Source organism: Aureispira sp. CCB-QB1 (assembly GCF_000724545.1).
GTDB lineage: Bacteria > Bacteroidota > Bacteroidia > Chitinophagales > Saprospiraceae > Aureispira.
In genome coordinates this window covers 122,156-141,210 of record NZ_JHBV01000003.1, presented here as the reverse complement: position 1 = coordinate 141,210, position 19,055 = coordinate 122,156, and the positions used below count along the sequence as shown (strand labels likewise).

19 protein-coding genes and 1 tRNA gene are annotated in these 19,055 nt (G+C 34.1%); 11 read left to right on the top strand and 9 right to left on the bottom strand.

Going from position 1 to position 19,055, the window contains the following annotated elements:
- The 3 genes from CG11_RS00920 to CG11_RS00910 form a co-directional block, all read right to left on the bottom strand.
- Positions 1–201, bottom strand: a 201-nt coding sequence (locus CG11_RS00920) for a hypothetical protein (protein WP_052592180.1), incomplete at its 3' end; no start/stop codon positions are given.
- Positions 202–234: 33 nt separating this feature from the next.
- The gene (locus tag CG11_RS00915) at positions 235–597 is read right to left on the bottom strand and encodes a MerR family transcriptional regulator (RefSeq protein ID WP_052592179.1); all 363 of its coding nucleotides are present in this window, start codon (positions 595–597) and stop codon (positions 235–237) included.
- Positions 598–608: 11 nt separating this feature from the next.
- Entirely contained in the window at positions 609–899 is a 291-nt protein-coding gene (locus CG11_RS00910; RefSeq protein ID WP_052592177.1) for a hypothetical protein, read from the bottom strand.
- Between the two features lie 638 nt (positions 900–1,537).
- On the opposite strand from CG11_RS00910, the gene CG11_RS00900 reads away from it, so the two are divergent.
- From CG11_RS00900 to CG11_RS00875, 6 genes are all read left to right on the top strand, one after another.
- Positions 1,538–1,981 (top strand): hypothetical protein, encoded by a 444-nt coding sequence (locus CG11_RS00900; protein ID WP_052592174.1) that lies wholly within the window; start codon positions 1,538–1,540, stop codon positions 1,979–1,981.
- A gap of 248 nt (positions 1,982–2,229) precedes the next feature.
- The gene (locus CG11_RS00895; RefSeq protein WP_052592172.1) at positions 2,230–2,574 is read left to right on the top strand and encodes a helix-turn-helix transcriptional regulator; all 345 of its coding nucleotides are present in this window, start codon (positions 2,230–2,232) and stop codon (positions 2,572–2,574) included.
- A gap of 137 nt (positions 2,575–2,711) precedes the next feature.
- Positions 2,712–4,229: an AAA family ATPase gene (locus CG11_RS00890; RefSeq protein WP_052592170.1), complete on the top strand. Its 1,518-nt coding sequence runs from the start codon at positions 2,712–2,714 to the stop codon at positions 4,227–4,229.
- On the top strand, positions 4,226–5,275 hold the full coding sequence (locus CG11_RS00885) for a hypothetical protein (protein ID WP_052592168.1): 1,050 nt from the start codon (positions 4,226–4,228) through the stop codon (positions 5,273–5,275). Before CG11_RS00890 ends, CG11_RS00885 begins: the two co-directional genes overlap by 4 nt.
- Before the next feature lie 144 nt (positions 5,276–5,419).
- Entirely contained in the window at positions 5,420–7,402 is a 1,983-nt protein-coding gene (locus CG11_RS00880) for an HpaII family restriction endonuclease (protein ID WP_052592167.1), read from the top strand.
- Between the two features lie 15 nt (positions 7,403–7,417).
- A complete protein-coding gene (locus CG11_RS00875; protein ID WP_052592165.1) occupies positions 7,418–8,131 on the top strand; it encodes an HNH endonuclease in 714 nt (237 codons plus the stop codon).
- A 235-nt stretch (positions 8,132–8,366) separates the two neighbouring features.
- Here CG11_RS00875 and CG11_RS00870 read toward each other — a convergent pair whose 3' ends face one another.
- Complete coding sequence (locus CG11_RS00870; protein WP_156039614.1) at positions 8,367–8,696, bottom strand: hypothetical protein; 330 nt, start codon at positions 8,694–8,696, stop codon at positions 8,367–8,369.
- A 296-nt stretch (positions 8,697–8,992) separates the two neighbouring features.
- Between CG11_RS00870 and CG11_RS00865 the strand changes: the two genes are divergently transcribed.
- Positions 8,993–9,361, top strand: a complete 369-nt coding sequence (locus CG11_RS00865; RefSeq protein WP_052592161.1) for a hypothetical protein — start codon at positions 8,993–8,995, stop codon at positions 9,359–9,361.
- A gap of 26 nt (positions 9,362–9,387) precedes the next feature.
- On the opposite strand, the gene CG11_RS00860 is transcribed toward CG11_RS00865, so the two are convergent.
- On the bottom strand, positions 9,388–10,554 hold the full coding sequence (locus CG11_RS00860; RefSeq protein WP_052592159.1) for a site-specific integrase: 1,167 nt from the start codon (positions 10,552–10,554) through the stop codon (positions 9,388–9,390).
- Between the two features lie 228 nt (positions 10,555–10,782).
- Positions 10,783–10,867, bottom strand: a tRNA-Leu gene (locus tag CG11_RS00855).
- Between the two features lie 340 nt (positions 10,868–11,207).
- On the opposite strand from CG11_RS00855, the gene CG11_RS00850 reads away from it, so the two are divergent.
- The 4 genes from CG11_RS00850 to CG11_RS00835 are packed head-to-tail and all read left to right on the top strand — an operon-like array spanning position 11,208 to position 14,903.
- Positions 11,208–12,407 carry a glycerol acyltransferase gene (locus CG11_RS00850; RefSeq protein WP_052592157.1) on the top strand — a complete coding sequence of 400 codons (1,200 nt, stop codon included), beginning with the start codon at positions 11,208–11,210 and terminating at the stop codon, positions 12,405–12,407.
- A 1-nt stretch (position 12,408) separates the two neighbouring features.
- Positions 12,409–13,161 carry a cyclase family protein gene (locus CG11_RS00845; RefSeq protein WP_052592189.1) on the top strand — a complete coding sequence of 251 codons (753 nt, stop codon included), beginning with the start codon at positions 12,409–12,411 and terminating at the stop codon, positions 13,159–13,161.
- Between the two features lie 2 nt (positions 13,162–13,163).
- The gene (locus CG11_RS00840; RefSeq protein WP_052592154.1) at positions 13,164–13,793 is read left to right on the top strand and encodes an isochorismatase family protein; all 630 of its coding nucleotides are present in this window, start codon (positions 13,164–13,166) and stop codon (positions 13,791–13,793) included.
- A gap of 3 nt (positions 13,794–13,796) precedes the next feature.
- Complete coding sequence (locus CG11_RS00835) at positions 13,797–14,903, top strand: alanine racemase (protein WP_052592152.1); 1,107 nt, start codon at positions 13,797–13,799, stop codon at positions 14,901–14,903.
- 113 nt (positions 14,904–15,016) lie between these two features.
- Here CG11_RS00835 and CG11_RS00830 read toward each other — a convergent pair whose 3' ends face one another.
- From CG11_RS00830 to CG11_RS00820, 3 genes are all read right to left on the bottom strand, one after another.
- Positions 15,017–16,864 (bottom strand): PLP-dependent transferase, encoded by a 1,848-nt coding sequence (locus CG11_RS00830; RefSeq protein WP_052592150.1) that lies wholly within the window; start codon positions 16,862–16,864, stop codon positions 15,017–15,019.
- A gap of 341 nt (positions 16,865–17,205) precedes the next feature.
- Positions 17,206–18,522 (bottom strand): adenosylmethionine--8-amino-7-oxononanoate transaminase, encoded by a 1,317-nt coding sequence (gene bioA / locus CG11_RS00825; RefSeq protein ID WP_231512745.1) that lies wholly within the window; start codon positions 18,520–18,522, stop codon positions 17,206–17,208.
- Positions 18,523–18,595: 73 nt separating this feature from the next.
- Positions 18,596–19,051 (bottom strand): PaaI family thioesterase, encoded by a 456-nt coding sequence (locus tag CG11_RS00820; protein ID WP_052592148.1) that lies wholly within the window; start codon positions 19,049–19,051, stop codon positions 18,596–18,598.
- Positions 19,052–19,055 lie beyond the last annotated feature (4 nt).

The window sequence follows — 19,055 nt, the reverse complement described above, 5'->3', positions numbered from 1 at the left end:
CATTTGTCGTTTATACTCCACGAATTTGCTCATCACTTCTCCTGCTTTTTCTTTGTCTAAGGAAGGGTATGATGTTATACTGACCAAGGTAGAGCCTCGATCAGAAGGTGAAGCGTCTAAACTTCCTTGATATACCTTGTCCTTATCTTGTGCTCTGAACTCGTGTTTATTCGATCTTATTTTTCTAAAGGTTACTAACATAGGAAATGCTATTTTTAAGTGTCTATAATTGCTTTATTCAAAAGAAGCCCAATGTCGAAACTTCTCTCTACGAAGTCGCAACACCTGTTTGAGGGGAAAATACAAACGACCTGTTTTAGTATACTTTCTCGCTGTCAACTTCCCTTCGTTGTTGTACTTTCGAATCGTTCTTATCTTCACTCCCAAAAGTTTGGCAGTGGCTTCGCTGTCGATATAATTCTCGTCATAAATTGCTCCTTGCTCAATTTGTTCCTCCAAAAATTGGATGGTTGCTTGTTGCTCTTCTATTTCCTGGTTCGCACGTTCTAATGCTGCTTTCGTGTTTCCCAATTCGATTGTTAAGAATTCGATTTGACCATAACAATCTTCTAATTCCCGTTTTTGTTCCTCGCTCATTGGCCTCCTTTTTAGTCGGTTTCTGGCAATATTTTTTCTACTCTTATCAAGTCTTTGTATTCTTTAGCCGTCAAGGTCTCTTCTCCCGCATCAAATTCTTCCAATAAGAATTTGACCGATACTTGAAGCAGTTCTGCCAACTGCTCTATCATCTTCAATTTCATCTTTCGAGGGTTCATCAAACGAACTGTTGTCATTCGCTGACTGACCTTTAATTGCTTGGGCAATGTGTTAAAATCTGCCGCTGACATATGATTTAACACATATTGGTAAAATGTTTGCTTGTTCGTGTTTGTCTCCATTTTGTTTGGTTTTGGGCAAGGCTCCGCCACTGCTGTCTAAATAAACAGCACCAAGAAGACTTGCTTTAAATAAATTGAAAATGCTCTAGCAAGAGAATTGCTTCTCTAGACCTCGGGACGTAAAGCCGCCTTGGCACCAAGGCACTAGAGCCAATAAGAATTGGTTCGAAAACCATTTGGTTTATTTTTTAGGTCGCTTGAGAGCTGCTATGGATGGTGATTAAAAAGGAAGCTCGCAGCTTGTCCACAAGCTTTCCTTTTCTAGAAACACTCAACTTGACCTATACTTAGCGCTGGACGCTAGAGGTCGCCCCCTAGTTCTTTCTTTTTTCCTCTGAAAAGAAACAATGCCACACAGCACGCCCATCCGTTCATCGGTAACTTTCCCCAAAGTGAACGATTTTTTTTATTTCCTTTTTTGCGATTTTGTCTATTTTTGTCTACATTGGTTGACATAGGGTGACATTCGTTGACATAAAACCAACTATCCCCTATCACTTTTTATCCTACAAAGAATGGTTTATTTCGTTAAGCCTTTTTCTTTGTTAAAACAAATTTAAGTATTTTTATTTATTTTATCAAGCTTTTAATACTTAAAAACAAGTATTTTTATTTGTTTTTATCTTCTATTTTTATAAATGACTGAAAGAGAAAGAATTGAAGAAGTAAGAAAATTTTTAAAACTTAAGAAAAAAGAATTTGCAGAGCTCCTAGGCTATGCCTATTCTCAAAACTATACTAACTATCTAAATGGCAGTAGCAATTTATCTATTAAAATGCTTAGAGCTATTAAAGATCATATACCTAACATAAATGCTGACTGGATTTTGTCTGGTCAAGGCACCATGTTTCTAAATAGTAATACTTCGACCTCTAACAATCAAAAAATAATAAATAGAGATGGTCATATTTCGCATATAGCAAACAATAGCCATAATAATAACAAGATTAATATTCCAGACACACAAGACATTGAGTCTTTAAAAAGAGAAATTAAGAGTTTAAATAAAATAATAAAAAGTCAAGAATCTCAACTAAATGATAAGGATGAGATTATCAAACTTTTAAAAATAAACAGATAAAATAGATAAGGTCTTTTTTCCATTTTGTCTATTTTTATCTACACAGGTTAACATAGGGTGACATTGGTTGACATAAAGTCAACTATCCCTTATCACTTTTTATTCTACAAAGAATGGTTTGTTTCGTTAAGCCTTTTTCTTTGTTAAAACAAATCTAAATCATTTTGACTAAACAACCAAACTTTTTTGACTAAAAACAAACTTTTTTGTTGTTTTGTTTCATTTCTATATTTTAACTTTTACTTCAAATGCTTGAAAACGAGAGAATTGAAAAAATAAGGGAAGCTTTGAATTTAAACAAAAAAAGTTTTGCCGAAGTGTTAGGTTACTCAACACCTCAAAGCTATACCAACTATATTAATAGAAATCGAAGTGTTTCAATCAAAATGCTTAGGGCTTTAACCGCATATAATGACGAGATCAATATTCATTGGATTCTAACTGGAAAAGGAGAAATGTTTATTAATCCTGATGGAAATAGTAGAAATTCATCCACAGATAATATCGAACTACTAAAAAAAGAAATCCAACACCTAAACGAAAAACTGAAAGACAAAGAAGAAATTATTCGATTGATGAAGAATCAGTCTTAGAAGGTGCTTTCTATTCCTTCATAAAATTAAAAATAAGAGCGTGTTTTATTGCGCTTTTTTTTTGCGCTTATACATTCTTATTTTTTTTATAAAATTTACTATTCTATACAAAGAAAATTAATTTAACATATTCACTAATGGCTAAAATAATTAATATAGGGCTCGAAAACTACAGAGTCTTCAAAGAATATACACATTTTGATTTATCTCCAATAACTATACTGACAGGTCCAAATTCATCAGGCAAAAGCTCTTTATTTAAAGCATTATTATTGTTAAAAAATAATACCAATGTTAATTCTTTATGGAAACTAGATTTTTCAGGAAGAGACCATAAACTTGGCACCTTTAAAACAACTAAAAATGATTTTAGTTATAAAGAAGATTTACTTAGGTTCTCTATTAGTTTTGAACTCAATGTTCATGAAAACATAGAGAATAATGAATTCTATAGGATACCTAGGAGATTCATTACCAACAGACCATTCACAACAAGAAGAGGGGTTAAATTCATTCCATTTGAGCAAATTACTAACTCAAAGGAAATCATTACTCTAAACATTGGCTATAAAGAAGATGGAGATAATGGAAAATTAATGGAACTAGTAATGAGCTCTAGTAATGATAATACATGCTTGTCTATATATGTGTCTGATAATCCTGCCAATCCGCATACTTTATTCATTAATTTAAAGGAGGCATACAAGTCACCATTTTTTTCTCATGTTTTATACAGATGGGATATTAATGATAATGAACGACTCAAAAAAAATGACACAATTGATATTGAAATATCCCCTTATATAGAAGACATCAATAGAAAGAAATTTTCTGATGATTTTGCAAAAATTTTAGAGAGTTTTACTCCCCATTTAGAAAAGATACTAGGCAAACAAGAACTAGCAAGGTTTACACTAGATAGATTTTTAAATATAGCACTATCTCCTTTTCTAAGTATACTTGGACATTTTGAATATATTGAAGCATTTAGAGCAAATACAAGGAGAATTTACACGAATGATTCTCAAGGCACTTCTTTTAATGAGTTACTTGTAGATTTTAATTCAGAGAGTATTACTAAAGAAGGTGAAAAATTTATAAATAAATGGCTTAAAACATTCAAAATTGCTGATCGAATTGTGTTTCAAAAAGTTGAAGGTGTCGCCAATGCAGTCTATCTGGAGAAAGGGAATAAGAAAACATTATTAGCTGACTTAGGGTTTGGCATAACTCAATTTTTACCTGTTTTAATGAAAATTGGCATGGAGCAACCTCGATATACAAAGAGAACTAGGGAAAAGCCAATTTCTAAATTAATCTTACTAGAAGAACCTGAAACCAATTTACATCCAAAATTTCAATCTTTTGTAGCAGCAATGATTACTGACGCAATTAATAGGTTTGAAGTTAATTTTATAATTGAAACACATAGTGAATATTTTATAAGAAAACTGCAATTTCTCACAGCAAAAGGTGATATAAAAGATACAGATACAGCTTTGTACTATATACATGATTTAGAAGAAAAACCTAAAAAAAGAGATCAAGTCGAAAGATTGTATATACGAAAAAATGGCGCTTTAGACGGTGAATTTGGGAAAGGCTTTATTGATGAGGCTAATAATTTAATTGGAAAAATTTGGGAAGTCAGATGATAAGAACATACATTGATACAAAACTCATATCTAATATAAAAACTGTTTTACACAGAGGTAATGTTCTATCGAAGGAATTTGATCACTTTAAATCCTTATACAATTTTCTTATTGGGAATAAGAAAAATGAACTTTTCCTTGCAGAAAAAAATATAATAATTAAACCAGATGAATTAGAATCGCTGATGAAAAGAGAAGGAGAGCTCCCTATTTCTCTTAGGGGAATGAAAACTAATGAATATATTATAAATTCTTCTTTTGACTTTAAAGATCAAAAAAAATCTACTGTCCTTGTTTTTATTGAATTAGGTAATGAAGAAATAGAAAACTTAGGTAAAAGAATTGGCTATTTTTTTTCAAATAGCCATTTTTGTGCTCAAAAATGGCAAAAAGTTTCTATAAATAACATATACTCAAAAAGTTTCTCTATCTCATTTAGAAATCATCAAGGTAAAGAATTTGAGTTCAACAGAATTTTAAATAGTTACAGTCTCAATTGTAATTCAATTTTAATTTCTGACAGATATTTAAGAACTTGGACTCGTAGAGACATAATAAAGAATTTAATTCCCTTGTTCAAAGCATTTGCACCAAATAAAGAATGTGAAGAATTTTTTTTAACCATAATTACCTCTGAACAAAATAACACCCATTCTTCACTAACAATGGATGAAATGCACAATTTTATTTACACTGAATTATCTGCTGATTATAACATCAAATTATCTACAATTTGTGTATATGAAGACGATTTTAAGGATCAAGAAAGAATAGATGTACAAAACATTATGCATGATCGACACTTAATGACTAATTATTTACACCTACCTAGCTTACACAGCTTTGATATCAATGGAAGCAATGGAGTGAAAAAAGACTCAGAAATGACAATAAAAAGTTTACTTGAAAGTTCTCATTTTTCTAACTCAGAAAGAAAAAGAAAATCTTACAAAAAACTCCTAGACAAAATTGTAACTAATCCTACTAATTTTAAATTTATTGGAGATTATAAATTGAATTTAATATTTAAAGAAATCTGTACGTAAAAAAAATGAAAATAAATATAGTTTTCCAAAAAATATTTCTTTGTATTTAAATTAAATCTCAAGAAACACTCTTCTTATAGTAAAAAATTGATTTGACTTTTTACCTTTACGAGTTGTATTTTTTACCAAAAATAAAAAGAATTAATGGGAGAAAAAGAGAGTAAGTTTAAGTTCATAGATCTATTTTCAGGTATAGGAGGTTTTCATATTGCCATGCATAATTTAGGAGGAAAATGCGTATTTGCTTCAGAAATGGATATCCATGCACGTGAGACTTATATGCATAATTTTAAGGATATTTCTCCTCAATTATTTGAAGAGGGCTTATTCAACGACGATATCCGAAATGTTACCCCAGAAGATATACCTGACTTTGATATCCTTTGTGCTGGTTTTCCTTGTCAACCATTCAGTCAAGCTGGCTATAAAAGAGGATTCAATGATAACCACAACTCTGAAAGAGGAAATCTATTTTTTAACATTGCTGATATTATTGAAGCCAAACAGCCTAGAGCATTTTTTCTTGAGAATGTTCGAGGTATAGTTAAGCATGATAAGGGGAATACATTTAAAATTATACGTGATACTCTTGAAAAAGAACTAGGATATTCCTTCTATTATAAAGTCGTCAAGGCCTCTGATTATGGTTTACCACAATTAAGACCTAGAGCTTTCATGATTGGTTTTAGAGACGAAAGTTTCATGAAAGGTTTTAACTTTCCTCAAAATATTCCACTTAAATTTAACATGAGTGATGTTTGGGGAGGAGAATGCAGTAGGGAAATTGGCTTTACTTTACGTGTCGGAGGAAGAGGGTCAAACATTACAGATCGTAGGAATTGGGATTCTTATTTAGTTGATGGGGAAGTAAAAAGGCTAACTCCAAAAGAAGGCAAGAAAATGCAAGGCTTTCCAGATTCATTTGAATTTCCTGTAAGTAATACCCAAGCTATTAAACAACTTGGTAATAGTGTTGCTATTGATGCCATTCAAGCTGTTGGCAAACAAATGCTTGAGTATTTAACATTTTTAACAAACTCTAATCCCACTATGAAAAAAACTAAAAATAAAGGAGAATGGACAGAACTACTAGTTTTTGTCAAATTATTAGCAGAGCAAAAATTACATCTATCCAACGCTGAATTAGAACCTATAGAAGATTTTTTTAAAATAAAAAAGGTAACTACACAAAATTTAGATTTAGAATTTTTTATTGTTAATGATACTATCATTAGAATTCATAATAAAGAATCCAAGAAATCTAAGGAGATCAATATATCTGAAATCATTAATTCAGAAACGCTAACCAACTTAGTTCAAGTTGTTAAAAACGGAAAGAGAACTTTTTCTATTCCTGAATTTGAAGTTATTCAAGAGGCATTAGGCTTTAATGTAATAAAAGGTGGAACACGATATCAGAAAGCAGATATTGCACTTGACATAGAACATCAAACTTTTGATAAACAAAATGAAGGTTTTGGTATCAAATCATACTTAGGCAGTAAACCTACATTACTAAACGCTTCTGGAAATACAAACTTTATTTTTGAAATAAAAGGTATTGATCCCAATTTAATTGATGAAATCAACTCTATTGATACTAGAACAAAACTTCTAGATCGAATTCTCTCTATTGAAAATAATGGTGGTAAATTTCACTACTTAGGAGCTGAAAAAGATACCATGGATTACAATTTAAAAATGGTAGATTCGCTCATGCCACAAATTGTAGGTCATATTCTCCTTGCTTTTTATAAAGAGAGAATTTCATCTTTATCCAAGATTATTGATTCTATAGACAAAAAAGGACAATTAAATAATGAAATCGGGTATGGAGATAAAACAAGTTTAATTGTAAAGGTTAAAAAATTACTCGTTGATATTCTGTTAGGCTTTTTTGCTGGCACTAAATGGGATGGAGAATATGAATCCAATGGAACTATTGTCATGAAAAATTCAGGGGATTGTGTTGGTTTTCATATAATTGATGTAAAAAGCTTAAAAGAATACTTATATCAACACATTAAAATGGATACTCCTTCTACAACAAGACATAGGTATGGAAAACTCTATAAAGAAAAAGATGGAAAATTGTACTTCAAGTTGAATATGCAAATGAGATTTTAAAAACTATATGTCACTATGAATCATAAAAAAATATTTGAAATTTGGCTTAGTAAAACTCAATCTCATCTTACTAAGCCTCAAAAATACATTAGTACTATTACCACTATATCAAACCATCTAAAAAGGTTAGATACAGTAAATACTTCTTTATACAAAATTGATAGCTGGTGGTCTGCTAAAAAAGCATATAATTTATATTTTAGCACTCCTGATTTAATTGAAAAAAACAGACGTGGCAACCGAATGTATAGCAGAGCATTTGACTTATATCTTACTTTCCTCAAAGATTTATTTGCGACCGAAAGTACGCTCACTCAATTAACTGAAAATCAAACCTATCCTGAGGTTCAAAATACAGAAAAGGAAGCATTAATTCTTAGTAGAGTTGGACAAGGTTTATTTAGAAAAAAATTAATAGACTTCTGGGGAAAATGTGCTGTTACTGGTGTTACTGATTTTAAATTGCTTATTGCATCACATATAAAACCTTGGAAATATTCTAATGATCAAGAGAGATTAGACAAATATAATGGTCTATTACTAACTCCTAATCTTGATAAAGCATTTGATATTGGCTTGATTTCCTTTCAAAATAATGGAGAAATTATTATCTCTCCATTATTTGAAGATTATGGGACTCTTGGAATTTCTAACAAAATGAAAATCACTTTCTGTAAAAAACATATGTCTTATTTAGAGTATCATAGGGCGTTTATATTCAAAGTGTAACCATAATATGAATACCTTAATTCTATTTTCCATCATAAATGTGCAAGTTGGGGTATATACATTCGGTGGTTTTAGATTTGGGTATTGTTCCAATTGTTATAGAGCCATTCACTTTGCCAATTTATTATTAAATTTAGTCCCTAGTCATTCCACAGCAAATCAAATTATCAAAAAATATACTTAGAAAAAAAGGTTATTGAGCATTTTACCCAATAACCTTTCTCTACTCAATGAACTAACAATCCAAATCATGATAGTTAGTTCCAAGTATTTGACCAGAAGAAGTAACAATAGGATCACCTTGGCATTGACCATTCAAATAAAAGCCTCCTTTGTCCTTGCATTTCCGTTTCCGACAAGCCTCAATAGCAGCTTGTTCCAAAAGATAAGTCTTGGCTTCTTGGTCCTCCTTCCCTAGTGCTGCTCCAACCAATGCGCCAGCTGGTGCCAATACAAAAATAGTCAAGAGCCAATATTTCCATCCTCTTTTAGTTTTCAGTCCATAAGCAAAAATAGCCATCATGGTTAAGCCCCAGCCCAGAGCAGAGGCAGATTCCTTATTCATAGGCATTTAGTTTTAAGTTTTGCATTTATTTGGTTTTAGTGTTCACAAAAAATAACCATCAAAACTAGAATCTATATTCTACAAAACCAAAGCTTATCTAGATATCAAGCCAAATTGCGTACGCAATTTCTTGACTTTCTGCATACTCCTACCAATCCACCCCATTCCAAGGACCATTCACCAACTCACCAGACAAATGCAGATACACCGTTTCAATCTTAGAATGCTATAAAATTGCCTAAAGTTGTACAGCGTAATTGTGTATATTGTGGAATTGCTATCTAAATGACTAATAAATGGACGATATTATAACTAAACTAGATAACTTTGCATTCCATGACGTTCCAGTTGAAAATGTTAGTTTCAATACAGTTAAAACAACAGAATTTTGTGTCAAAGTTGCTTTCTATGACCAAGCTAAAAAAGCCTATAGTTATTGGAATCTTATTTTTACAGAAATTCAAGAATTAAACTCCGATTCTTTAGTTTTGAATTCCGAATCAGATATTGAAATCTATGGCTTTGATTATGAAAAAAAAGAACTCTACAAGTGTAAAATTATTTTCCTACTTGGCTCTTCACAACCAGCTTTAGTAGTTAAAATTCTTTGTAGAGGTCTTGATTTTATTAAACTACCAGACAAAAACAATGAAAAAGGCGCTTAAATTTCTTAACAGTAATTCCTATTAACCTACCAATCCACCCCGTCCAAAGCATCGTTCACCAACTTGCTAGACAAGTGCAAATACACCATCGTTGTCTCAATTTTAGAATGCTGTAGAATTGCCTTTAGAATATGAATTGGCACCTTAGACGCTAAATGCGTGGCAAAAGTATGTCGAGCCACGTGGCTTGTAATTGGTTTCTGGATACCCACTAATTTTGCCAGCTCCTTCAGCGCACGATTAAAGTATTGGTTCGTGTATTTGTGAAAGACTGGTCCACGTTCGTGCATCACCTCATCTTTATACTTCTGAATAATTGCCTCAGGCTTTCGTTCATAGAGTCGATAGAGCGGCAACAACATCTGCTTGGTCGTCTTTTTCGCTACAATATTCAAAGTCATCCCCTCTTTATCCTGGTCGATGTCCTCATATTGGATGGCACAAGTATCCGAAAAGCGCAAGCCCGTATAACAAGAAAACAAAAACATATCCCGTACCAAGTCCAGATGCCTATTTTCTTTCGTAAAGGTCATGGCTTCGAGCTGTGCCACCTCTTCCCTAGATAACACAATCCGCTCAGTAGGCGCTGTTTTTACTTGAAATTTGAGGTAAGGATTTTTGTTCGGCTCCAGTAAGTCCTGGCGAATCGCTAAATTGATGTATTTTTTAACCTGTTTGTGATGCGTATACACCGTATTAATGTGCAGCCCTTTCCCAAATAGAAAAGTATCAAAATCTCGAATCAACCGAAAGCTCAATTCAGAAAATCGAACATCCTTTTGAAAAGCAATCCAATAATTTAAAGCCGTTTGATGTTTTTTCTTGGTTCCTTTCTGCAATCTAGTATCGTGCTCCAGTTCGTACTTCCAAAATTCCGTAAAAGATTTGGAATCCTTGTATTTGAGGTGGTGATTCAACTCCTCTAATGTAATTGCACCGTGTTGGCGTAACCAATCAAAGGCAAATACCTCCAACTCGTTCAGCTGACGTTTTATCTCAGCATTGTATTCTGCGGCTTGAGGATGGTCAATCACTTGATTCAGTCGATTGCTCCAATATCTAGGTTCCACAAAGAGACCTGTAGAAATGTATCTTCGTTTTCGATTCTGGTAGGCTATGATTTGAATGATAGCTGTTCCATCTTTTCTTAACTTCTTGTTTTTACTTCTGTAAACAATTTTAAATTGTATCATTTTCTTACTTTTTAGATGGTTTATTAAGCAGCAAAAACCGTTCTAAAAAGAAGCCAAAACGAGTCCCACAATAGGAACACAAAAACGGGCTGACCTATGTCAGTCACACAAAAAACGGGGTTTAGTCACACAACAGCGCAAAAAAAAAAGAGAAGCAAAAATTAGCTGAAATATCGATAAATGCTAAGTTTTTTGCTTCTCTATGTAGACGTATGGTCGCCCAAGTAGTACCCGGAGCGGGAATCGAACCCGCACTCCCTCAACGGGAACAGGATTTTAAGTCCTGCGTGTCTACCAATTCCACCATCCGGGCGACCTTTCAAATGCACTCTTTTGTTTTAGTGCAGTGCAAATATAAGACGGTTATTTTAATCTTGCAAACTTTATTTCTGTTTTTTTAACTCTTTTTTGAGTGCTTTTTCATAACTCATTCATTATTAAAAAGAAGCAATGTTATTTTTTTTGTCTTTTTTTTTGAAATAATTTTAAAAGACTTTTTTCTTCTTAGACGCTGGCTTTTTTTTCCTATTTTAAACAGAAATTTTTATAATAAGTGCATCAAATTTATTGAAAGATTAATATCTTAAAGAGTAGAATACTATTTTCGTTTACAAACTATATATAATACTAGCTGTCCGAAAAACATTGCATACATGACTGAGAAGATCACCTCCAATATTAGCACCAAAAAAAAACGCACCTATACCCAAGCAGAAATCCAAGCCAACAAGTTCATTTACGACCACTTTGACTCGAATTATGTGCGCCAAATGAACAATGCCTTATTTAAAATAGTCGATGAAGCTTATTTTCGCCCTGTTTATATTGGTTTTGATGAAATGCCTGAGCGTAATAATCCTGCCCATCCAATCATTTTAGCTAGCAACCACTCTGGAATGGCTTTTCCTTGGGATGCAATGGTTTTTGGCTGTGGAATACTGAAGCGTTTTGATTATGACGAGGATAAAATCTTTAGAGCCATTGTAGCGCCAGGGCTATCGGGTATTCCTGCAATGCATCCATTTTTCATGAAAGGATCTTGGAAAATGGCTGGCGGTGTTGATGCAAACTTCTTAAACTTTGAAACAATGATGCAATATCCCAAAGGGCATTTGCTGATTTACCCAGAAGGCGTTCCTGGCATAGGTAAAGGATTTAATAGAAAGTATCAACTGCAACGTTTCGCTACTTCATTTATTCGAATGAGTCTAAAATATAAAACAGATATCTTACCTTACTCTACGGTCAATGCTGAGTATGTCGTGCCCTATGTTTATAGTTTTGATTTTGTCAACCGACAATTCAACAAAATTGGAGTGCCTTTTATGGCATTGGGAGTATTGACTTTGGCCCTAGTATTTCCTTGGGCTTTTTATCTTGCATTTCCTGTCAAAATGCATTTTGTAAAAGGCACACGGATTAGTCCTTACAAATGGACAGATAAAGAATATGAAGATATGACCGAAGCAGAAATTGGAGCTATTAGGGATAGGGTGAAGGAACAAATGCAAAAAGACCTAGATGCTGCGGTAGAAAAATATGGTCACTCCCCTTTTCAAGTAAAGGAGTTAATAAAAGTTATGTGGCAAAAACGTGCTTATTTTCCATATAATCTACCATTTTTTTGGCCTTTGATGTTTCATGAGTTCGAGCGTCAATGGATCAAAGAACGCAAATATGAAACCAAAGAGCCCATTGAAATTGGAACGGGTTGGGGGACTTTTATTCGACTGATTTGGAGAAATCCTATTACTTTGGCTTATTTTATTCCTATTATTGGTTGGTTTATATTAATTGCCTATGGCAACCGAAAATGGAAACAATTAGATGAACTTGGCAAACCTTTACAATAAAATGCAAGCAACCATTCATTACCATCACAAAGATTATCAATTAGATTTGAACACAGGAGTTGATATTTCTTTACCTATACAGAATAATAAAAATGCGGCAAGTGCTTGGTACTGTCCTCCTCCTTCAATACAGCCTGTTATGACGGAACATTTTGTAGGAGCAGTTCGAGAAGGTGGCGCCGTTAATTTTAACGATATTTCCTTTAATCCACATGGCAATGGCACACATACGGAGTGTGTAGGGCATATTTCCAAAGAGTTTTATTCTATTCACAAACTTTTGAAACGTTCCTTTTTTTTCGCACAGGTATTGAGCTGCACACCTGTTAATGTTCAGGATGATCAGATTATAACTCTGCAACAGCTAAAAACATTGCTTGATTGTGAGCAAAAGGTGGAAGCATTAGTCCTTAGAACATTACCAAATTCTGACCACAAAAGATTCACTCAATACACCAATACGAATCCTCCTTTTGTAGAAGCTCAAGCAATGGACTGGTTGTACAATCAAGGCGTTCGACATTTTTTAATTGACACTCCTTCTGTAGACAAGGAAGTTGATGATGGCGTTTTAGCTGCTCATCATGCCTATTGGAACTATCCTGAAAACCCTCGACTAGATGCCACTATTACCGAGTTAATATATGTTCCTAACGAAGTTTCAGACGGTTTCTATTTTTTAAATTTACAAACAGCTGCTTTTGAAAATGATGCGACTCCAAGCAGACCTGTTTTGTATCCAATCAATCAATAACTATGAAAGCTTTACTTTTAGTTGATTTGCAAAATGATTTTGGGAATTTTGGTGTCTTAGAAATTAAAGGAACATCTGAAATTATTGCTATTGCTAATCAAATGATAGACGTTGGTTATTTCGATTGTATTGTTGCGAGCCAGTATGCTCATCCAGCTGATCTTAAAAATTTTGCAGCCAATCATTTTTTTCGCTATCCCAATCAAGTTATTGAAATCAATGGGATCCCTCAACGTCTTTGGGCTATCCACTGCATAGAAGGTAGTTTTGGAGCTGAATTTATGGATAACTTACAAATTAAGGGAGTGCATAAAATTATTCAGCGGTCCATTGATGCTACTCGTGGTAGTTACAGTTGTTTTAATTCTGAAAAAACGGCAATTAATGAGTCCGAACTAGCAATATATCTCCACAAACAGGAAGTTGAAGAAGTATTTATATTGGGCGTTAATACAGAATATGCCATCAAGGATACAGCTTTAGATGCTGCTTCGATGGGTTTTAAAACATTTCTATTGGAAGATGCTTGTCTGGCTGCTAATTTAGATACCCTAGAAGATGGTCGGTTGGCTATTTTGGAGCTACAAAAAGCAGGTATTACATTGTTAGATAGTGATCAATTAATGTTGTAAATCATGCAAATAAAAACACCAACACTTCTAGTAGACAAAAAACGCTGTCTCAAAAACATTCAATTGATGTGGGACAAAGCGCATCAAAATCAAATAGAATTGCGTCCTCATTTCAAGACACATCAATCACACCAAGTTGGTCAGTGGTTTAGGGATTTTGGTGTAAAAAAGATTACGGTTTCTTCTCTTCCTATGGCGGCTTATTTTGCTGAAGATGGATGGAATGACATTACAGTTGCCTTTCCTGCCAATATTTTAGAGATTGATTTAATCAATCATTTAGCGGCTAAAATCAAACTTAACTTACTAGTCCAGTCTTTAGAAACTTTGGCTTTCTTAAAGAAAAACTTAACAAGTCCTATTGGTGTGTTTGTCAAAATAGACTTGGGAACCAAACGAACAGGTATTGAAGCCAATAATTTTGAGTTTTTAGATGCTTTGACCAAAGGAATCGAAGCTTCCAAACAACTTGTTTTTAGTGGATTCTTAGGACATGCTGGACATAGTTATGCTGCAAGAGGTCTTGAAGAGATTAGGGCTGTGCACTATGAAGCGATGGAAAAAATGAGGCTGGTTTACGATTATTATCACAATACTTACCCTAATCTTTCTATTTCTATAGGCGATACTCCCACTTGTAGTCAAATGAACGATTTTAAGTTTGTTACTGAAATTCGACCAGGCAATTTTGTATTTTATGATTTGATGCAACTGCAAATTGGAGCTTGTTCGGTGCAACAAATTGCCGTTGCGCTTGCCTGTCCTATCGTTGCCTTACATCCTGAACGCAACGAAATTATCATCCATGGAGGTGGCGTTCATTTTTCAAAGGAAGTCTATTTAGATAATAATTATGGTTCATGCTATGGATGGATCGTTGAAGACGATGGAAATAGTTGGTCTACTCCTATCTCTGGCACTTATGTTTCTAAATTATCACAAGAACATGGCACTATTTCTTGCAGCGATGCATTCATCAAACAATGTGCTGTTGGGCAAATTGTTAAAATTTTACCTGTACACGCTTGTATGACAGCCAATTTAATGAAACAAATGTTTACAACAGATGGCAGTTTGATGAAGATGATGCCTTTCAATCAAAGTTATTAAATTATAGTAGTTAGCTACGCTGCTACTTCGTGGTTTCAACGAACTATTGCAAATTAGAAACTCACACTTATATAAACATGGGAGACAATCCTTTGCCTCCCATACTTCGACAATTAAATTGCTTGGACAAAATCTAAAAAGACTTTCTTGTGTAGTTCTAAATCTAAATCTGGAGACAAGGCAGCACGAACAATATAATCTTTGTCGCCCTCTTTGGTCGTTCCTTGTGTCGAAGTTGCAGGAATCGTCCAATAACAGCCTTTTAATTGCCCATAACTAACACAAAATTTACTCTCGTGGGGAATCTCTTTGATCATCAAGTGAATCAATTTTAGATTCAATTTTCTTTTGTACAATTCTTTTTCCTCTTCTGTATTTCCCTTAGTAGGCAAATCCAATGAAAATACGGATGGTGTAAATCCTTTTGCTGCTAATTCTTCTGATACGAAATTTATTTTTGCATTGGGCAAATGTTCCTCAATGAATTGTACAAATTCACGCGTATTTTTATACGCATCATGAATTCTTTGTTCCATTGAAGGTAGTTGTTTTGCTAATGTTTCCATTTGGTGATTGGTCGCTGCATTATCACAAAGATTCAAGTGCAATTCAATCTTTTCCATTAGGTATTCTGCTTCTTGATTTGCCACACAATAACCAGCAGTACACAAACCTCCGCTTGGAAATTTTGATCCACTCACATACGATATAGATTGAATCGTCGAAAGGATTTCTCCTTCCCCTAAAAAGTGTACATTAGGACAAAATGTTTGGTCTAAAATAAAGACAGGCTCTACAGCTATTTCTCCTTTCTTGTTCTTTCTTTTTTTGTTTAGCGTTGCTTGTAATTTTAATAGATCAGGCACTTCCACTCTAGGATTGGTTGGAATTTCTGCAATAATATAAGGCACGGCATCTTCCTCGGCAATTTGATCCAAAACCACATCAATGCTTTGAACCATATCTTTTCCACCGTCAACAGGCAAATCCATAACTTCTACATTGTCAATGCAAGCAGCCACTCGTCTTGCTTGATCGTTTGTTCCACCGTAGCAATTAGGAGGAACGATAAATTTGATGGCTTTTCCTGAATGATTTTCTAAGGCGGCATCTATAAGCCCCATCATGATTGCATACTGAGTCGATAGACCACTAGAAGCAACGAGCCCTTTGCCACTTGTTCCTGTAATTTTTCTAATTGAGTTTAGAACTAGTTTTTCATTATTTGCCACATCACTACTTTCTCTATCTTGCAAGGAAACATCCCCTACCATAGCTTTCAGAGCTGCCAAAGAATTGATAGGTGTCATCGCTACGGTCTCTCTTCTTCGTACATGTTGGATATCCGAAACATAATGATCGTTAGCACTTCCATTAACCAATAAAATACTACCTAAACTTCCATTTAACCCAATAAAGAAATCAATATTAGGAGCTAACTCTAAGTTACCAATATGCTCTTGTTCTGAGATAAAAACAGTACTACCTTCAAAGGCTACAATATCTTCCTTTCGTTCTACCTTTTTTAAGTCAAACTGATACCCATAAACATTTTTGATGATTGCTGCATCAAAACAATCAGGCAACTCTCCTGTGTAAACAATTTGAGTATTTTTATTGGTTAATAAGTTTTTTCTTAATACCGCTAAAATGGGAACTGTCTTAGAAGAAAAACTAATAACATTATCAGCCTTCAAACCATTCAAATTAGCAATAGCCCATTCCAAAACACAAGACAATGGATGTCCCAACCGAATATAATCAAATGCTGTTGGCAATACACTCAATGCTGCTTCTTTGGCATTGTTTTCATTAAATAATGCTTCAAATTGCTCTATAAATTGCGTTTTAGCTAATTTTTCTTCATAAATATCCAGCCGATGAGTAGTTAGTTTTAACCAATTGGCGGGCATATTTTCTAAAACATCTTTAATATAATTAAGCATTTTGTTGTCTTCCATAATTTTTTCCCCTTTAGATAGGTTGATGTCGTTAATTTAATTTATTAAAGTAGTCGTTGATTGCTCCTAACCCATAAGCCACGTTATGAGCTTATTCCCCTGTTGCTTAATTAACAAAAGCTAAAAAAGCAGGTTCCGATTCGTTTGATAACAAACTATCGCTGGATTAAGTTGGGCAAATATAGGCATAAAAACAGCTCTCTTCTACTAAAAGAAAGGTTTTTGCATTTAGCTAACATAACAACTTGATTCAATAACTCAGTAAAAAATAAAAGATTAATAATGTCATAGATTCAAATGGTGGTAATTTTTTAAATGAGTAAAATTTATCATTAAATAAACTACACTTTATTAAAACAATGTTCTTGCTGCACCACCTCTACCATCATTCTACAAACATGCTCCAAATCTTCTTTGCACATAGCGTAAGAAGGCATAATGTAAAGCAAATTTCTAAAAGGACGAATCCATACGCCCCGATTGACCAGAAAGGCTTGCGTTTCCTGTACATTGACAGGAACAGTTGTTTCAATGACGCCTATTGCGCCCAAAACACGTACATCCTTTACTAAAGGATATGCTTTTGCCTTTGACAATTCTGTTTTCAGAACAACTTCAATAGAGGTAATGTTCTGTTGCCAATTTGAATGTTGCAATAAATCTAGACTAGCATTCGCAACAGCACAAGCCAAAGGATTCCCCATAAATGTTGGACCATGCATTATTACCCCTGCTTCTCCATTGCAAATTGTATCAGCGACATTTCTAGTACAAATTGTAGCTGCTAATGTCATGTAACCACCTGTCAACGCCTTTCCTACGCATAAAATATCAGGCAAAATATCCGCATGCTCCACCGCGAACAACTTCCCTGTACGCCCAAATCCTGTTGCAATTTCATCTGCAATTAGCAACAAGCCATGCATTGAGCAAAGGCGACGAATCTCTTTTAAATACTGAGGGGCATAAAAACGCATTCCCCCTGCACCTTGGACAATTGGCTCCAATATAAAAGCAGCTGCATTTTTAGCATGTAATTCAAAAAACATTTCGATGTCTTCAATTTCCCCTGCTGCTAAAGTTTCTTCAAAACCACGTTCTGGCGCTTCCATAAAAAAGTGTTGTGGCATAAAATCTCGAAACAAATGATGCATTCCAGATACAGGGTCACAAACAGACATGGCGCCAGAAGTATCTCCATGGTAACCTTTTTTTAAGGTTAAAAACTTGGAGCGATTCTGCTTTCCTAGAGCGTGCTGATATTGTATCGCCATTTTCATAGCCACCTCTACGGAGATAGAACCACTATCGCATAAAAATACTGCTTCCAAGCCCTTGGGTGTCAAGTTAACTAACTTTTTACCCAAATCAATCGCTGGCTGATGCGTCAACCCTCCAAACATCACATGCGCCATTTTTTGAGTTTGATTGACAACCGCTTGATTTAACTTTGGATGATTATAACCATGAATGACAGACCACCAACTTGCCATTCCATCTATCAATGTACGACCGTCTGTCAAATGAATTCTTACTCCTTCCGCTGATTCCACGGGATAAACAGGGAGTGGCTGGGTCAAAGAAGTATAAGGGTGCCACAAATGTTCTTTGTCAAAAGCAATGTCTTCTTCGCTTATTGTTGTATTGATTACTTCCATTCTATTTATAATTTACTAAGCTGTATTCGCTAGCATCAAAAAAAAAACTTACATCTAACTGATAAACAAAACATTACCAAGGCAAGCAATAACCTATCTTTTCAGTTAGAGCTACTTTACTCCTTGCAAAATGCCCTGTTCCAAAAGCAATGGGTCTTCCTTTTTCATCGTAAAGCGTTGATTCTGCAATCCATAAATTCTTAGAGCTGAATTTGACATTTCCGATTGCTTTAAGAACTCCCTGACTAACAGGACGTATAATATTAATATTATAATTTGTAGTCAATACAAATACATCTTTAACAATTGAATTAACAGCAAAAAAAGCAGCATCGTCCAATAGTTTAAAATAAACACTTCCATGCATTGCTCCCAAAGCATGAAAATACTTAGGCGATATTTCTAAGGTAATTGTTGCCTTTTCTTCTTCTATGTGCAATGTTGTAGTTTCATAAAAACTACTGTTAATAGATGCCCCTTCTAGGTACATTCGTTCTAATTTTCGATAGTGCAGTTCATTATCTGTCATAATG